This is a genomic window from Streptomyces sp. NPDC100445 (assembly GCF_044759735.1).
Classification (GTDB): Bacteria; Actinomycetota; Actinomycetes; order Streptomycetales; family Streptomycetaceae; genus Streptomyces.
Map to the genome: position 1 here is coordinate 455,352 of NZ_JBIVZV010000003.1, position 13,985 is coordinate 469,336.

The window sequence follows — 13,985 nt, forward strand, 5'->3', positions numbered from 1 at the left end:
CCGGCCGGGCCCGGGGACAGCTCGGGGTCCGGTCAGTCGCGCGTCAGCCGCGCCTCCAGGGCCGCCGGGTCCGTCACCGGCAGCTCGCAGACGAAACCCTGGCAGACGTACGCGGTCGGCTCGCCGCCGATCAGGACGCGGTCGGCGAGGAGCGGGAACTCGTCACCGTCCGGGACGCCCCGGGCGACCACGGCACCCGGGGCGGGGGCCAGGAGCGCCGTACGGTGCAGGGCGGACGTCCGTTCGTCGTCCCGGGCCGGTCCGACGACGGCCACCTCACGCGGTCCGTCGAGCAGTGCCTCGGCGACGGCCAGCCCCCAGCCGATGAACCGGGGCACCCGCGGCCCGAGGGTCTTCACCACCCCCAACGCCCTCTCCGCGCCCGTGCGGTGGGCCTCGGAGCCGGTGTGCGCGGCGTACCCCAGCAGCGCGCCGGCGGCGGCGGTCCAGCCGGAGGGGGTGGCGTTGTCCGTGGGGTCCTGGGGCCGGCGGATGAGCTGCTCGGCGTCGGCCGCGGTGTCGAACAGGGCGCCGCTCTCCGCATCGGCGAACCGGGTCAGCACCTGGTCGAGGAGGAGCCCGGCGAAGTCCAGCCAGACACCCTCGCCGGTGACGGAGGCGAGCGCGAGGAAGCCCTCGGCGACATCGGCGTAGTCCTCCAGCACCCCCGCGTTCGCGCCGACCCGGCCGTCCTTGCTGGTGCGGGCCAGGCGGGCGTGCTCGTCCAGGTGGACGCGGACCAGCAGGTCGGCGGCGCCGAGGGCGGCCTCGGTGAGGTCCGGCCGGTCGAAGTAGGCGCCGGTCTCGGCCAGGGCGGCGACGGCGAGGCCGTTCCAGGCGGCGACGACCTTGTCGTCCCGGCCGGGGGCGGGCCGCCGCGCGCGCTCGGCGAGCAGCCGGCTCCGCACGGACGCGATCCGCCCGGCGTCGGCGACGCCCTCCGCCTCCGGGAGCTGGAGCACGGACTGCCCGTGCTCGAACGTGCCCTCCTCGGTCACGCCGAAGTACCGGGCGGCGAGGGCCGCGTCGTCGTCGCCCAGCACCCGGCGCAACTGCTCGGGCGTCCAGACGTAGTACGCGCCCTCCACGTGCCGTCCGCTGCCGTCGTCGCTGTCGGCGTCGAGCGCGGAGGCGAATCCGCCCTCGTCCGTGCGCAGCTCGCGGACCATGAAGTCCGCGGTCTCCAGGGCGACCCGCCGGGCCAGGTCCGACCCGGTGGCCCGCCACAGGTGGGCGTAGACCCGGCAGAGCAGGGCGTTGTCGTACAGCATCTTCTCGAAGTGCGGCACGACCCAGTCACGGTCCACGGAGTAGCGGGCGAACCCGCCGCCGAGCTGGTCGTAGATGCCGCCGCGGGCCATCCGCTCGCAGGTGTCCCGCGCCATCTGGAGGGCGCCCTCGGCGCCGGTGCGCGCGTGGTGCCGCAGCAGGAACTCCAGCACCATCGACGGCGGGAACTTGGGCGCGCCGCCGAACCCGCCCCGCTGGGGGTCGTACTCGCGGGTCAGCCCGAGCAGGGCCTGCGCCTGCTCCTGCTCGCCGGGCGTGCTGTCGCCCTGGTGGCTGATCTCCCGCTGGGCGAGGTCGCGGACGATCTTCCCGGCGACGTCGGTGACCTCGTCACGACGGGTGGTCCACGCCTGCCGCACCCCCTCCAGCACCTGCCGGAAGGAGGGCATGCCGTGCCGGGGGGCGGGCGGGAAGTAGGTGCCGAAGTAGAACGGCTCGGCGTCCGGGGTGAGGAACACGGTCATGGGCCAGCCGCCGTGCCCGGTGGCCGCCTGGACGGCCTCCATGTACACGGCGTCCACGTCCGGCCGCTCCTCGCGGTCCACCTTGACACTGACGAAGTGCTCGTTGAGGTACTCGGCGGTACCCCGATCCTCGAACGACTCGTGCGCCATGACGTGACACCAGTGGCAGCTCGAGTACCCGACGCTCAGCAGAACGGGTTTGCCGGCCGCGCGGGCGGCGTCGAAGGCCTCGGCCGACCAGGGCCACCAATCGACGGGGTTGTCGGCGTGCTGGAGCAGATACGGAGACGTCTCATGGGCCAGTCGGTTCACCGTTCCACTGTGCCACGGCCTCCGGCACCGCGGAGAGACACACAGACACCGGGCGCGCCCCGGCGCCCGACCCCGCGCCCGGCACGCGGTCCCTCACCGGGAGTCACGCCGGACGAGGTTCCGCGACGCGCGCGCCGGCGGACCGCCACCCCCAGGTGGGGAGGTCGGGGTGGCTGGGTCCGGTGGGGTCAGGGCTGGGGGGTCGGGGTGGTGGGGCGGTCCGCGGGGCGGTCCGGGTCGGCGGCCGGGGACTCCTTGAAGTCGACCTTCCGCATGTGCTTGCTCATGGACTTCATCAGACCCCACACGGCCAGGGCCATCACCGCGAAGACGATGAAGCCGAGGACACCGGGGGTGACCTTGTTCTCGTCCAGCTCCTTGGCGAGGGGGGCGAGGTGCGTCACTGCCAGGCTCACGCTTGCGCTCATGTCAGGCATTGTCCCGGATGCCCGCGAAGAGGTCGTCCTCGGGGAGGGATGTGTCGACGAGGGACTTCGCCAGCTCGTACTCCTCGGTGGGCCAGACCTTCTTCTGGAGGTCCAGCGGCACCTTGAACCAGCCGCCGTCCGGGTCGATCTGCGTGGCGTGGGCGATCAGCGCCTTGTCGCGGACCTCGAAGAAGTCCGCGCACGGGACGTGGGTGGTCAGCGTGCGCTCGGTGCGCTCCATCTCGTTCCACCGCTTCAGCCACTCCCCGTACGGCGACTCCAGCCCGCGGTCGAGCATCGCGTGGTGCAGCGCCTCGGTGCGGGGACGGTTGAAGCCCTGGTTGTAGTAGAGCTTCAGCGGCTGGTAGGCGGGCCCGAACTCGGCCTCGGGGTACTTCTCGGGGTCCGCCGCGCCCTCGAACGCCACCATGGAGATCTTGTGGGTCATGATGTGGTCGGGGTGCGGGTAGCCGCCGTTCTCGTCGTAGGTGGTGATCACCTGCGGTCGGAAGGAACGGATGCTGCGCACCAGCTCCCCGGCGGCATTGTCGACGTCCTCCAGGGCGAAGCAGCCCTCGGGCAGCGGCGGCAGCGGGTCGCCCTCGGGCAGCCCGGAGTCGACGAAGCCGAGCCACTCCTGCCGGACGCCGAGGATCTCGCGGGCCTCGTCCATCTCCTTGCGGCGGACCTCGTGGATGTTCTCCTCGATGTACCGGTCGCCCTGGAGCTTGGGGTTGAGGATGGATCCGCGCTCTCCGCCGGTGCACGTCACCACCAGCACGTCCACCCCCTCGGACACGTACTTCGCCATGGTGGCCGCGCCCTTGCTCGACTCGTCGTCGGGGTGCGCGTGAACGGCCATCAGTCGCAGCTGGTCAGTCAAGACTCATTCCTCGGTCGGTCGGCGCCCCGTGTCTTCGGCGCGTTCGGCGGCTTCTATAGTGACGGAAACGGGGCACGTTTGATTCCGCGGAAGGGACGATCATGAGTACGGCGAGCGCGCGGCTGCCCGAGGGCCGCTACGGCCGTTCCTCGGACGAGCGTGCCGACCGCAAGCTCAGGATCGCCGCGACGGTGCTCGGCGCGGCCCTGCTCGCCCTGGTGGGCTACTTCGCCTACCACTACGTCGCGCAGAACGAGATCAGCGGCCAGGTGATCACCTTCCAGGCGTCCGACGACGCGGTGCGGGTGCACCTGGAGGTCCGCAAGGACGCCGACGCCTCGGGTTACTGCACCGTGCGGTCCCAGTCGGCCGACGGCGCCGAGGTCGGCCGGGCCGACTTCCGCTTCTCCGGCTCGGCCACGCGGATCGACCGGGTCGTCACCCTCCGTACGACGGCCCGGGGCACGACGGCCGAACTCCTGGGCTGTCACACCGGCTGACAGCGGGCGGACACTCCCCGGATCAGCCGGGCCTCGTACGCCCCTACCTGGGCCGATGTCATTCTGATGGCTTATGTCCTCCCCCTTTCGGCCGTGAATTGTTAGGCTCGTGGTTTCGCCCATCCAAGAGGGAACATTCTTCTGGGTAGGGCGATGCTTTGTATTCCCAGTACCGACGAGGAGCACCCTGTGACCCAGACCAGCGAGAACGTCACCTGGCTGACCCAGGAGGCGTACAACAAGCTCAGGGACGAGCTTGAGTACCTTACTGGTCCTGCGCGCACGGAGATCGCCGCCAAGATCGCGGCCGCGCGTGAGGAGGGCGACCTGCGCGAGAACGGCGGGTACCACGCCGCCAAGGAGGAGCAGGGCAAGCAGGAACTGCGGGTCCGCCAGCTGACCCAGCTCCTGGAGAAGGCCAAGGTCGGCGAGGCACCGGCCGCGGACGGCGTGGTCGCGCCGGGCATGGTCGTCACGATCGCCTTCGACGGCGACGAGGACGACACGCTGACCTTCCTGCTCGCCTCCCGCGAGTACGCCAGCTCGGACATCGAGACGTACTCCCCGCAGTCACCGCTCGGTTCCGGCGTCACCGGCCACGCGGTCGGCGACGACGCGGAGTACGAGCTGCCGAACGGCAAGAAGGCCTCGGTGCGCATCCTGAAGGCCGAGCCGTACACGGGCTGAGCCCGGCCCACGGACCCCGGAGCCCCCGGCGCCCCGCAGCGGGACCGCCGGGGGCTCCGCCGTACCCGCCGCCGCGTGCGCCCCGCGCGCCGACCCCCGCGCGGTCAGCCGATGACCGGGTAGCCCGCGTTCCGCAGCGCCTCGCCGACCTCGGCGCAGTGCGCGGGGCCCTTGGTCTCCAGGTGCAGCTCGACCTCCGCCTCCGTGAGCCCGAGCCGGGGGTCGGTGCGGACGTGGCTGACGTCGAGGACGTTGGCGTCGGCCGCCGACAGCACCCCGAGGACGGTGGCGAGGGCGCCCGGCCGGTCGGTCAGCCGCAGCCGTACGGCCAGGTACCGGCCCTGGGCGGCCATGCCGTGCCGCAGCACCCGCTGCATCAGCACCGGGTCGACGTTGCCCCCGGACAGCACCGCGACGACCGGCCCCTCGAAGGCGTGCGGCGCGGACAGCAGCGCGGCGACCGGGCTCGCCCCGGCCGGCTCCACGACCAGCTTGGCCCGCTCCAGGCACAGCAGCAGCGCGGCCGAGAGCTGGTCCTCGCTGACCGTGCGCACCTCGTCGACCAAGTCCTCGACGATGCCGAACGGCACCACACCCGGCCGGCCCACCCTGATGCCGTCGGCCATGGTCACCGGGTTACGCACCGACACCGGGCGGCCCGCGGACAGCGAGGGCGGGTAGGCCGCCGCGCCCTCCGCCTGCACGCCCACGATCCGCACGTCCGGCCGCAGCGCCTTCACCGCCACCGCGATCCCGGCCGCGAGCCCCCCGCCGCCGACACCGACGACGATCGTGCGCACCTCGGGGCACTGCTCGAGGATCTCCAGGCCGACCGTGCCCTGCCCGGCGATCACGTCCGGGTGGTCGAAGGGGTGGATGAACACCGCGCCCGTCCGGGCCGCGTACTCCTGGGCGGCGGCCAGCGTCTCGTCGACCACCTGGCCGTGCAGGCGCACCTCGGCGCCGTACTCCCGGGTCGCGCTGACCTTGGGCAGCGGCGCGCCGTGCGGCATGAACACCGTCGCGGGCACGCCCAGCAGCGCGGAGGCCAGCGCGACGCCCTGCGCGTGGTTGCCGGCGCTCGCCGCGACCACGCCGGCCGCCCGCTCCTCGGGCAGCAGCCCGGCGATCCGGACGTAGGCGCCGCGCAGCTTGAACGAGCCGGTGCGCTGGAGGTTCTCGCACTTGAGGTGGACCGGCGCGCCGACCAGCCGGGTCAGGTGCCGGCTGCCCTCCATGGCCGTCACGCGGGCCACGCCCGAGAGCATCTTCTGGGCACCGCGTACGTCGTCGAGGGTGACGGAGCGCAAGGTACCGGCCGTGCCGTAGCTCATGGCTCCAGCATCGCAGTTCACGCGCGGGGACGACGGCTGTGACCAAGCCGCGAGACCGGGTTCGCGCAGCGCCGGTACGGGTCGGCCCCGGGCCGCGTACCCTGTCCCCCAACCCAGCAGCCTTCATGAAGCGAGCCTCCGGCCATGCCCACAACACCTGAAATGTCGATGGACATGACGACCGTCGGTGACACCGGTCTCCTCGACACCCTCCAGCACGAGGTGGCGGTGTTCGCCCGCCGTGCCGAACAGACCCGGCTCGGCGGCATCGGCCAGGTGCGCAACTCCATGGACCGCGCCGCCTACCTGCTGCTCAACCGGCTCGACCGGGAGGGTCCGATGGGTGTCAAGGCGCTCGCGGCGAGCATGGGCATCGACTCCTCCACGGTCACCCGGCAGGTGGCGCCGCTGGTCGACACCGGGCTCGTCAAGCGCACCTCGCACCCGGAGGACGGGCGCGCGGTGGTGCTCCAGCTGTCGCCGCGCGGGGCCGCCCGGCTGGAGGAGGTGCGCTCCTCCAGACGTCAGCTCATGGCCGAGCTGACACACGACTGGGCGCCGGAGGAGCGCGAGCAGTTCTGCACGCTCCTCACCCGCTTCAACGGCGCGCTCTCCGCGCGGATGGCGGCGCCGGGCGGCCCGGCGGCGGACCAGCCGCCGACGGCCTGAGCGGTCCCCGACGCCCGCCGCGCGGGCGCACCGGCCGGTCGACGCGCTCCCGGCCCTTGACCCCGGGCCGCCGCCGGTCTCATATGAGACCGGGTCCTCAGTCGTACGCGGTCCACCCGTCCCGTACCGGACAGGGCCCCTGGCCGGGGGAGGTCCGGTGCGTGATCGGCAGGTGGCCCGCGATGCCCGCCGGGCCGGGGAGTTCCAGGCGTTCGTCGCCGGCGCGGCCGGACGCCTGCTGCACGCCGCCACGCTGCTGACCGCGGAGGCGCCGGACGCCAACCCGCGCGCGCGGCGCCTGCTGACGCGCGCGCTCGCGCACACCTACGCCCGCTGGGACCGGCTGCACGGCGAGGACCCGTACGACTGCGCCCGCCAGTACCTCGCCGGGCGGTTCGCGCGCACGGTCTGGTACCGGTACGGCGTCCCCGGCCGGGCCCGGCCCGATCCGGGCAGCCCGCTCGCCGCGCTGCCGCCGCGGGACCGGCTGATCCTCGTGCTGCGGCTGTACGAGGGGGTCGCCGAGGAACAGGCGGCGGCGCTGCTCGGGCTGCCTGCCGACCGCGTGCACACCGTCTGCGACCGCGCGGCGGCCACGCTCCTGCACCCCGCCCGGCCGGCCGCCCCGCACCCGGCGGGCACCGTCGTGAGGGGCGGGAGGGCGCGGTGAACCGGGCCGAGCGGGAGGCCGCCGTACGGCGGATCATGGAGCGGGCGGCGGCACCCGTGCCGCCCGAGCTGTACGCGGAGGCGGTACGGCGGGGCGAGCGCCGGCTGCGGCGGCTTCGGCTCGCCCGCCGGGTGCTGTGGCTGCTGGCGTGCGCCGCGGCCGTCGCGTTCGCCGTGTGGGCGGCCGGGGCGCGCCCGTGGGCGGAGCCGCCGTCGCAGACGACCCCGCCGGTCACCGGCTGGTGAGACCGGGTGCCTAGCCGAGGGCCTGCTTCAGGTCCGCCAGCAGGTCGTCGACGTTCTCGATGCCGACGGACAGGCGTACCAGGTCGCCCGGTACCTCCAGCGCCGATCCGGCCGCGGAGGCGTGGGTCATCCGGCCGGGGTGTTCGATGAGGGACTCGACGCCGCCGAGGGACTCGCCGAGGGTGAACACCTGGGCGCGGTTGCACACCTCGACGGCCGCCGCCTCGCCGCCCTCGACCCGGAACGACACCATGCCGCCGAACGCCTTCATCTGCTTGGCGGCGACCTCGTGGTGGGGGTGGTCGGGCAATCCCGGGTAGAGCACGTCGGTCACCCGGGGGTGCCGGGTCAGCATGTCGGCGATCCGTGTGGCGTTCTCGCTGTGCCGGTCCATCCGCACCGCGAGGGTCTTGGTGCCGCGCAGCACCAGCCAGGAGTCGAAGGGGCCGGCCACGGCACCCATGGCGTTCTGGTGGTAGGTCAGTTCCTCGCCCAGACCCGGGTCCGAGACGATCAGCGCGCCGCCGACCACGTCGGAGTGGCCGCCCATGTACTTGGTCAGGGAGTGCACGACGACGTCGGCACCGAGCGCCAGCGGCTGCTGGAGGTAGGGCGTCGCGAAGGTGTTGTCGACGACGAGCCGCGCGCCACCGTCGTGGGCGACCTGGGCGACGGCGGCGATGTCGGTGATGCCGAGGAGCGGGTTGGAGGGTGTCTCCACCCAGACGGCCTTGGTCTTCGGGGTGATCGCGGCGCGCACGGCGGCCGGGTCGCTGGTGTCGGCGACGGACCACTCCACGCCCCAGCGGGTGGCGACCTTGGCGAAGAGCCGGAAGGTGCCGCCGTAGGCGTCGTTGGGGATGACCACGTGGTCACCGGGGACGAGGAGCGTACGCAGCAGCGTGTCCTCGGCCGCCAGGCCGGACGCGAAGGCGAGACCGCGGCGGCCCCCCTCCAGCGCGGCGAGGTTCTCCTCCAGGGCCGTCCGGGTCGGGTTGGCGCTGCGGCTGTACTCGTAGCCGCCGCGCAGCCCGCCCACGCCGTCCTGCTTGTAGGTCGACACCTGGTAGATCGGCGGGACGACCGCGCCGGTCGCGGGGTCCGCGGTGTTGCCCGCGTGGATCGCGAGGGTCTCGAAGTGCTGACTGATGTGCCTGTCGCTCATGTACACCGAGCGTAGTGCGCCCGGCCGGATCGTGAGTCCCGCCCGACTGCGGCGGCACCGGCGCTAGGGATATCCCTGTGCCGACGGACCGCGCCCGCACGCCCCTGTCATGCCCCGGTCCAGTGTTTTCCACAGGTACGCGGCGGGGTTCGCCAATTGTCGGCGGCGTCTGGTTCGCTTGGGGCATGGCGATTCTCTGGCTGCTGATGGCGCTGCTCATGCTGGGCTTCGTCCTGCTCCCGGTCCTGCGGCGCGGGCGCGGGGTGATCGAGCAGGTTCCCCCGGGCCACCCGGACGCCGCCGACCCGGAGGACTACGGCTTCGTGCGCCAGGAGGAGCTGGACGTGCGCCTGCCGGGCCCCGACCAGGACCTGCTGGACGTGCTGGAACTGGTGCAGCGCACACAGGATCACCGGGCCGCCGCCCAGTTGCTGGCCGGCACCGAGACCGGGGGCGAGCTGCGCTGGCAGCGGGTGCAGGCCTTCGCGGGCGCCGCCGCCCTGGAGCTCCAGCAGCGCCCGGGTGGGATACACACGACGCCGGGCGGGCAGTGGCTCAGGGTGTGGCGGGCCGAGCAGCCCAAGGACGCGGGCGGCGCCGCCGTCCACGCGGAGTTCCTGGTGCAGCAGGCCTGGCGGACGTCGACACCGGGCACGGACGACTTCCGGATCATCATGGAGGAGGCCCGGTCCGCCTGCGCGACGGCCGCCCTGCTGGCCCCCGGCGACCCGGTTCCGTACCTGGTCGAGCTGTCCATCGCCCGCGGACTGGCCTACTCCGAGGACGAGTTCGCGCAGCTGTGGCTGAAGATACTGGACCGCGCCCCGCACCACATGGGCGCGCACCTGGCCGCGCTGCACTACTGGTGCGAGAAGTGGCACGGCTCGCGGGAGCAGGCGTACGCCTTCGCCGAGGCCGCCGCCGCCCGCGCCCCGCGGGGTTCGCTGCTCGCCGCGCTGCCGCTGTTCGCGGTGTTCGAGCACCTCCCGGAGGTGAACCTGGTCGCGGGGTTCCACCGGAGCCAGGTCGTCACCCGGGCGGTGCACGGCGCGCTGCACGCGGTGCAGGCGGCCCGCTCCGACGACCCGACGCTGCCGCACGTCCGGCACCTGCTGGTCTTCTTCCTGGTCCGCGCCGAACGCTGGGCGGAGGCCATGCACCAGCTGGTGCACGTCGACGGTCACGTCGGCGCCCTGCCCTGGACGCTGTGCGCCGACCCGGCCGCGGAGTTCGCCGTCTACCGCGCGCTGGCGGTCGCCGGGTACGAGGCCAACGGCGGCAGCCCGGCCGGCCTCCCCGGCTGACCCGGGCCAGGCAGGCCGGGCTCGCCGGGCCGCCGCACCGGTCAGCCCTCGGTGCGGGCGGGCAGCCGCCATCCCGGCCGGGGGAAGTGGCAGGTGTAGCCGTCCGGGTACCGCTGGAGGTAGTCCTGGTGCTCGGGCTCGGCCTGCCAGAAGGGGCCGACGGGTTCCACCTCGGTGACGACCTTGCCCGGCCACAGCCCGGAGGCGTCCACGTCCGCGATGGTGTCCTCGGCGATCCGCTTCTGCTCGTCGTCCACGTAGTAGATCGCCGAGCGGTAGCTGGAGCCGATGTCGTTGCCCTGGCGATTCTTGGTGCTCGGGTCGTGGATCTGGAAGAAGAACTCCAGGATCGCGCGGTAGTCGGTCCGCTCGGGGTCGAAGAGGATCTCGATGGCCTCCGCGTGCGTGCCGTGGTTGCGGTACGTCGCGTTCGGCACGTCGCCGCCGGTGTAGCCGACCCGGGTCGCGGTCACGCCCGGGAGCCGGCGGATCAGCTCCTCCATGCCCCAGAAGCATCCGCCCGCCAGCACGGCCCTCTGCGTCTGCGCAGCCATTGTCGCCCTCCACTGTTCGTCCACTCGGTCACTCGGGCCGCTCGACGCGCACACCGCCGGCTTCTCACGCCCACCCCCTCAACACGCGAGGGTTCCGGGCGATTCCATGCCCGGGTCGGCGGGGCGGGGCGGGGTGGACGCGCAGCGGTAGGGCCCGTGTGCTCAGGACGCGGGAGGGCGGTCCGGGGGGCCGGCGTGTCGCGCCGGCCCCGCTCCGCGAGGGTGCGAAGGCCCGTCGGTCAGATCGTCGCCGTGTCGATGACGAAGCGGTAGCGGACGTCGCTGTCCATGACCCGCTGGTACGCCTCGTTGACCTCGGCGGCGCTGATCAGCTCTATCTCGGCGCCGATGCCGTGCTCGGCGCAGAAGTCCAGCATCTCCTGGGTCTCCTGGATGCCGCCGATCATGGAACCCGCCAGGGTCTTGCGGCCGCCGATCACCGAGAACAGGTTGAGGGCGATCGGCTCCTCGGGCGCGCCGACGTTCACCAGGGCGCCGTCCACCTTCAGCAGCGACAGCAGCGCGCCGAAGTCCATCGGGGCCGACACCGTGGAGACGATCAGGTCGAGGCTGCCGGCCAGCTCCTCGAAGGTCTTCGGGTCGCTGGTGGCGTGGTAGTGGTCGGCGCCCAGCTTGAGGCCGTCCTCCTTCTTGCGCAGCGACTGGGAGAGGACCGTCACTTCGGCGCCCATGGCGTGCGCGATCTTCACCGCCATGTGGCCGAGGCCGCCGAGGCCGACGACCGCGACCTTCTTGCCGGGTCCGGCGTTCCAGTGACGCAGCGGGGAGTACGTGGTGATGCCCGCGCACAGCAGCGGCGCGGCCACGTCCAGGGCCAGGCCGTCGGGGATGCGGACGACGTAGTTCTCGTCGACGACGATCTTCTCGGAGTAGCCGCCGTAGGTGGTCTCACCGTCGCGGCCGACGGCGTTGTAGGTGCCGACCATGCCCTTGACGCAGAACTGCTCCAGGCCCTTGAGGCAGTTCTCGCACTCACGGCAGGAGTCGACCATGCAGCCGACGCCCACCCGGTCGCCGACCTGGTACCGGGTCACGCCGGGGCCGACCTCGGAGACGACGCCGGCGATCTCGTGGCCCGGGACCATGGGGAAGATCGCCTCGCCCCAGCCCTCGCGGACCTGGTGGATGTCGGAGTGGCAGATGCCGGCGAACTTGATGTCGATCAGGACGTCGTGCTCGCCGACCGCGCGGCGCTCGATGGTGGTCCGCTCCAGCGGGGCCTTCGCGGCGGGTGCGGCGTACGCGGCAACAGTGGTCATGCCGGGGGTCTCCTAGCTGTCTCGCGTGCCCGGCCGCGGTCCGGCCGGGCACGGTGTCCAGCGTGCCCCGCGGACGGCGGTCCACCCAGACCACGCCTTTGCGTACGACCGCCGTGCCTACCACCGGCGGGGTCAGGCTCCTGTGCGTACGACCAGGAATACTGGACGTATGGACAGCAGGGACGAGCGGCCGGACGCAGTGGCCATCACCGGCGGGACGCTGGACCGGCGGGCGGAGCTGAGCGAGTTCCTGCGCAGTCGGCGCGCCCGGCTGAAGCCGGAGGACGTGGGTCTGCCCGACTTCGGACGGCACCGCCGGGTGCCCGGGCTGCGCCGCGAGGAGCTGGCGCAGCTGGCCGGGGTGTCGGTGGCGTACTACACCCGGCTCGAGCAGGGCAACGGGAAGAACGTCTCGGCGGAGGTGCTGGGCTCCATCGCCCGCGCCCTACGCCTGACGGAGGCCGAGCACGCGCACCTCACCCGCTTGGCCAAGCCGAAGGCGCACAAGAAGAAGCCGGCGGCGCGGCAGCAGCAGGTCCGGCCGGCGCTGCGGCAGCTGCTGGACACGATGGACGGCGTACCGGCGTACGTGGTGGGGCGGCGCGCGGAGATCCTCGCCTGGAACCGGATGGCGGCGGCGCTCTTCGGGGACTGGGCGAAGCTTCCGCCGGGCGAGCGCAACTGGGCCCGGCTGGTCTTCCTGTGTCCGGACTACCGGGACCTGTTCGCCGACTGGGAGCAGAAGGCGATCGACATCGTCTGCGCCCTGCGCATGGACGCGGGCTGCTACCCGGACGATCCGCGGCTGTCGGCGCTGGTCGGGGAGTTGTCGGTGAAGAGCGAGGAGTTCCGCCGGCTGTGGGCCACGCACGACGTCAAGGAGAAGAGCCACGGCGTCAAGCACCTGCACCACCCCCTGGTGGGCGGGCTGGCGCTGAACTTCGAGAGTTTCCGGCTGACGGACGGCTCGGACCAGTCCCTCATCACCTACCACGCCGATCCGGACTCCGACTCGGCCGCCTCCCTGCGCCTGCTGGCCAGCTGGGGCGCGGACGCGGCCCACGCGGTGCGGTCGGCCTGAGGCCGGTGGACGGCGGACGGCCCGTGGGAGGCGTGGGCTTCCCGCGGGCCGTCGGTGTCGGGCTACCGGTGGGTGAGGCACCGACGCCGCCTCAGATGGCGGTCAGAATCTGAGCGTCCAGCTCTTGAGGTTCCCGGTGGATCCGGGGGCGGTGTCGTCCACAAGGACTACAGTGCGAGCGTTCGCACATCCGGCCGATGGGCCCTTCGTCCCACGCGGGTGACGGTGCTGAGCCGAGGACGGACGTCAACCTGAAGCCTTGGCCGAATGGAACGCCGGTTATCGGCGCCCGAACGCCGGTCGCGTCCGGGCCGATACAGCATCACAACTGCTCAACAGCACATCACCATCGAAAGAGAACGCCGGCACCGCAACAGCGGCCGGTGCAGACCTTTTCCACACTGAGACCGTCAGGCGTCGGCGTTCTCCTTCACCGTGATCCTGCCCTTGCGCAGGGTCGCCAGCCGTGGGGCCTTCTTGGCGAGCGCGGAGTCGTGGGTGACCATGATGAAGGTCAGCCCGTGCTCCCTCCACAGGCGTTCGAGCACGTCCATGATCTCGTCCCGCATGCTCTCGTCCAGGTTGCCGGTCGGTTCGTCGGCCAGCAGCACCTTGGGCCTCTTCACCAGGGCGCGGGCGATGGCGACGCGCTGCTGCTGTCCGCCGGACATCTCCGAGGGTAGGTGGGCGAGGCGTTCGCCCAGGCCGACGGAGGTCAGTGCCTCGGCGGCCCGGTCGCGCCGCTCCCGGCCCCTGACGCCGAGGGGGACGAGGGCGGTCTCGACGTTCTCCTGGGCGGTGAGCGTCGGGATGAGGTTGAAGGACTGGAAGACGAAGCCGATGTTCTCGCTGCGGACCCTGGTCAGGCGGGCCTCGGAGAGACCGGACAGGTCGGTGCCGTCCAGGACGACCTCACCGGAGGTCGGGCGGTCCAGGCCGCCGAGCATCTGGAGCAGGGTGGACTTGCCGCCGCCGGTGGGGCCCTGGATGACGAGGCGGTCGCCGTCGCCGATGGTGAGGTCGACACCGTCCAGGGCGTGGACGGCGTCCTTGCCTCTGGTGTAGCGCTTGGTGACGTTCTTCAGTTCGTACATGTGCGTGGCTCCTGGGGTGGTCGAG

At 72.6% G+C, this 13,985-nt stretch carries 15 protein-coding genes; 7 read left to right on the forward strand and 8 right to left on the reverse strand.

The window, feature by feature from the left end:
* Positions 1-32 precede the first annotated feature (32 nt).
* From ACIQVT_RS11045 to mca, 3 genes are all read right to left on the reverse strand, one after another.
* On the reverse strand, positions 33-2,066 hold the full coding sequence (locus ACIQVT_RS11045; protein ID WP_403750651.1) for a thioredoxin domain-containing protein: 2,034 nt from the start codon (positions 2,064-2,066) through the stop codon (positions 33-35).
* Positions 2,067-2,254: 188 nt separating this feature from the next.
* Positions 2,255-2,503 (reverse strand): hypothetical protein, encoded by a 249-nt coding sequence (locus ACIQVT_RS11050; RefSeq protein WP_403750653.1) that lies wholly within the window; start codon positions 2,501-2,503, stop codon positions 2,255-2,257.
* Positions 2,496-3,377, reverse strand: a complete 882-nt coding sequence (gene mca, locus ACIQVT_RS11055) for a mycothiol conjugate amidase Mca (protein ID WP_403750655.1) — start codon at positions 3,375-3,377, stop codon at positions 2,496-2,498. The genes ACIQVT_RS11050 and mca overlap by 8 nt, the downstream gene beginning before the upstream one ends.
* A gap of 101 nt (positions 3,378-3,478) precedes the next feature.
* On the opposite strand from mca, the gene ACIQVT_RS11060 reads away from it, so the two are divergent.
* Both ACIQVT_RS11060 and greA read left to right on the forward strand, forming a co-directional pair.
* The gene (locus ACIQVT_RS11060; protein WP_403750657.1) at positions 3,479-3,877 is read left to right on the forward strand and encodes a DUF4307 domain-containing protein; all 399 of its coding nucleotides are present in this window, start codon (positions 3,479-3,481) and stop codon (positions 3,875-3,877) included.
* Positions 3,878-4,066: 189 nt separating this feature from the next.
* Positions 4,067-4,564 (forward strand): transcription elongation factor GreA, encoded by a 498-nt coding sequence (greA, locus tag ACIQVT_RS11065; protein WP_403750659.1) that lies wholly within the window; start codon positions 4,067-4,069, stop codon positions 4,562-4,564.
* 104 nt (positions 4,565-4,668) lie between these two features.
* On the opposite strand, the gene ilvA is transcribed toward greA, so the two are convergent.
* Positions 4,669-5,898, reverse strand: coding sequence for a threonine ammonia-lyase (gene ilvA / locus ACIQVT_RS11070; RefSeq protein ID WP_403750660.1), 1,230 nt, complete (start codon positions 5,896-5,898; stop codon positions 4,669-4,671).
* 162 nt (positions 5,899-6,060) lie between these two features.
* On the opposite strand from ilvA, the gene ACIQVT_RS11075 reads away from it, so the two are divergent.
* The 3 genes from ACIQVT_RS11075 to ACIQVT_RS11085 all read left to right on the forward strand — a co-directional run bounded on the left by ACIQVT_RS11075 (position 6,061) and on the right by ACIQVT_RS11085 (position 7,482).
* A complete protein-coding gene (locus tag ACIQVT_RS11075) occupies positions 6,061-6,567 on the forward strand; it encodes a MarR family winged helix-turn-helix transcriptional regulator (protein WP_403750945.1) in 507 nt (168 codons plus the stop codon).
* Positions 6,568-6,724: 157 nt separating this feature from the next.
* A complete protein-coding gene (locus tag ACIQVT_RS11080) occupies positions 6,725-7,237 on the forward strand; it encodes a sigma factor-like helix-turn-helix DNA-binding protein (RefSeq protein WP_403750662.1) in 513 nt (170 codons plus the stop codon).
* Positions 7,234-7,482 carry a hypothetical protein gene (locus tag ACIQVT_RS11085; RefSeq protein WP_403750664.1) on the forward strand — a complete coding sequence of 83 codons (249 nt, stop codon included), beginning with the start codon at positions 7,234-7,236 and terminating at the stop codon, positions 7,480-7,482. The genes ACIQVT_RS11080 and ACIQVT_RS11085 overlap by 4 nt, the downstream gene beginning before the upstream one ends.
* Positions 7,483-7,492: 10 nt before the next feature.
* On the opposite strand, the gene ACIQVT_RS11090 is transcribed toward ACIQVT_RS11085, so the two are convergent.
* Positions 7,493-8,647, reverse strand: coding sequence for a cystathionine gamma-synthase (locus ACIQVT_RS11090; RefSeq protein ID WP_403750666.1), 1,155 nt, complete (start codon positions 8,645-8,647; stop codon positions 7,493-7,495).
* 185 nt (positions 8,648-8,832) lie between these two features.
* Here ACIQVT_RS11090 and ACIQVT_RS11095 point away from each other — a divergent pair, with 185 nt between their 5' ends.
* On the forward strand, positions 8,833-9,951 hold the full coding sequence (locus tag ACIQVT_RS11095; protein WP_403750668.1) for a hypothetical protein: 1,119 nt from the start codon (positions 8,833-8,835) through the stop codon (positions 9,949-9,951).
* Between the two features lie 41 nt (positions 9,952-9,992).
* On the opposite strand, the gene msrA is transcribed toward ACIQVT_RS11095, so the two are convergent.
* A complete protein-coding gene (gene msrA / locus ACIQVT_RS11100) occupies positions 9,993-10,505 on the reverse strand; it encodes a peptide-methionine (S)-S-oxide reductase MsrA (RefSeq protein ID WP_403750670.1) in 513 nt (170 codons plus the stop codon).
* 239 nt (positions 10,506-10,744) lie between these two features.
* Entirely contained in the window at positions 10,745-11,785 is a 1,041-nt protein-coding gene (locus ACIQVT_RS11105) for an NAD(P)-dependent alcohol dehydrogenase (RefSeq protein ID WP_403750672.1), read from the reverse strand.
* 169 nt (positions 11,786-11,954) lie between these two features.
* Between ACIQVT_RS11105 and ACIQVT_RS11110 the strand changes: the two genes are divergently transcribed.
* Entirely contained in the window at positions 11,955-12,866 is a 912-nt protein-coding gene (locus ACIQVT_RS11110; protein ID WP_403750675.1) for a helix-turn-helix domain-containing protein, read from the forward strand.
* Positions 12,867-13,276: 410 nt separating this feature from the next.
* Here ACIQVT_RS11110 and ACIQVT_RS11115 read toward each other — a convergent pair whose 3' ends face one another.
* Entirely contained in the window at positions 13,277-13,960 is a 684-nt protein-coding gene (locus ACIQVT_RS11115; protein ID WP_403750677.1) for an ABC transporter ATP-binding protein, read from the reverse strand.
* Positions 13,961-13,985 lie beyond the last annotated feature (25 nt).

Coding starts and splice junctions, on each gene's coding strand:
- ACIQVT_RS11050 (WP_403750653.1), bottom strand. CDS start 2,503: ATGCCTGACATGAGCGCAAGCGTGAGCCTGGCAGTGACGCACCTCGCC.
- ACIQVT_RS11060 (WP_403750657.1), top strand. CDS start 3,479: ATGAGTACGGCGAGCGCGCGGCTGCCCGAGGGCCGCTACGGCCGTTCC.
- ilvA (WP_403750660.1), bottom strand. CDS start 5,898: ATGAGCTACGGCACGGCCGGTACCTTGCGCTCCGTCACCCTCGACGAC.
- ACIQVT_RS11075 (WP_403750945.1), top strand. CDS start 6,061: ATGTCGATGGACATGACGACCGTCGGTGACACCGGTCTCCTCGACACC.
- ACIQVT_RS11090 (WP_403750666.1), bottom strand. CDS start 8,647: ATGAGCGACAGGCACATCAGTCAGCACTTCGAGACCCTCGCGATCCAC.
- ACIQVT_RS11095 (WP_403750668.1), top strand. CDS start 8,833: ATGGCGATTCTCTGGCTGCTGATGGCGCTGCTCATGCTGGGCTTCGTC.
- msrA (WP_403750670.1), bottom strand. CDS start 10,505: ATGGCTGCGCAGACGCAGAGGGCCGTGCTGGCGGGCGGATGCTTCTGG.
- ACIQVT_RS11105 (WP_403750672.1), bottom strand. CDS start 11,785: ATGACCACTGTTGCCGCGTACGCCGCACCCGCCGCGAAGGCCCCGCTG.
- ACIQVT_RS11110 (WP_403750675.1), top strand. CDS start 11,955: ATGGACAGCAGGGACGAGCGGCCGGACGCAGTGGCCATCACCGGCGGG.
- ACIQVT_RS11115 (WP_403750677.1), bottom strand. CDS start 13,960: ATGTACGAACTGAAGAACGTCACCAAGCGCTACACCAGAGGCAAGGAC.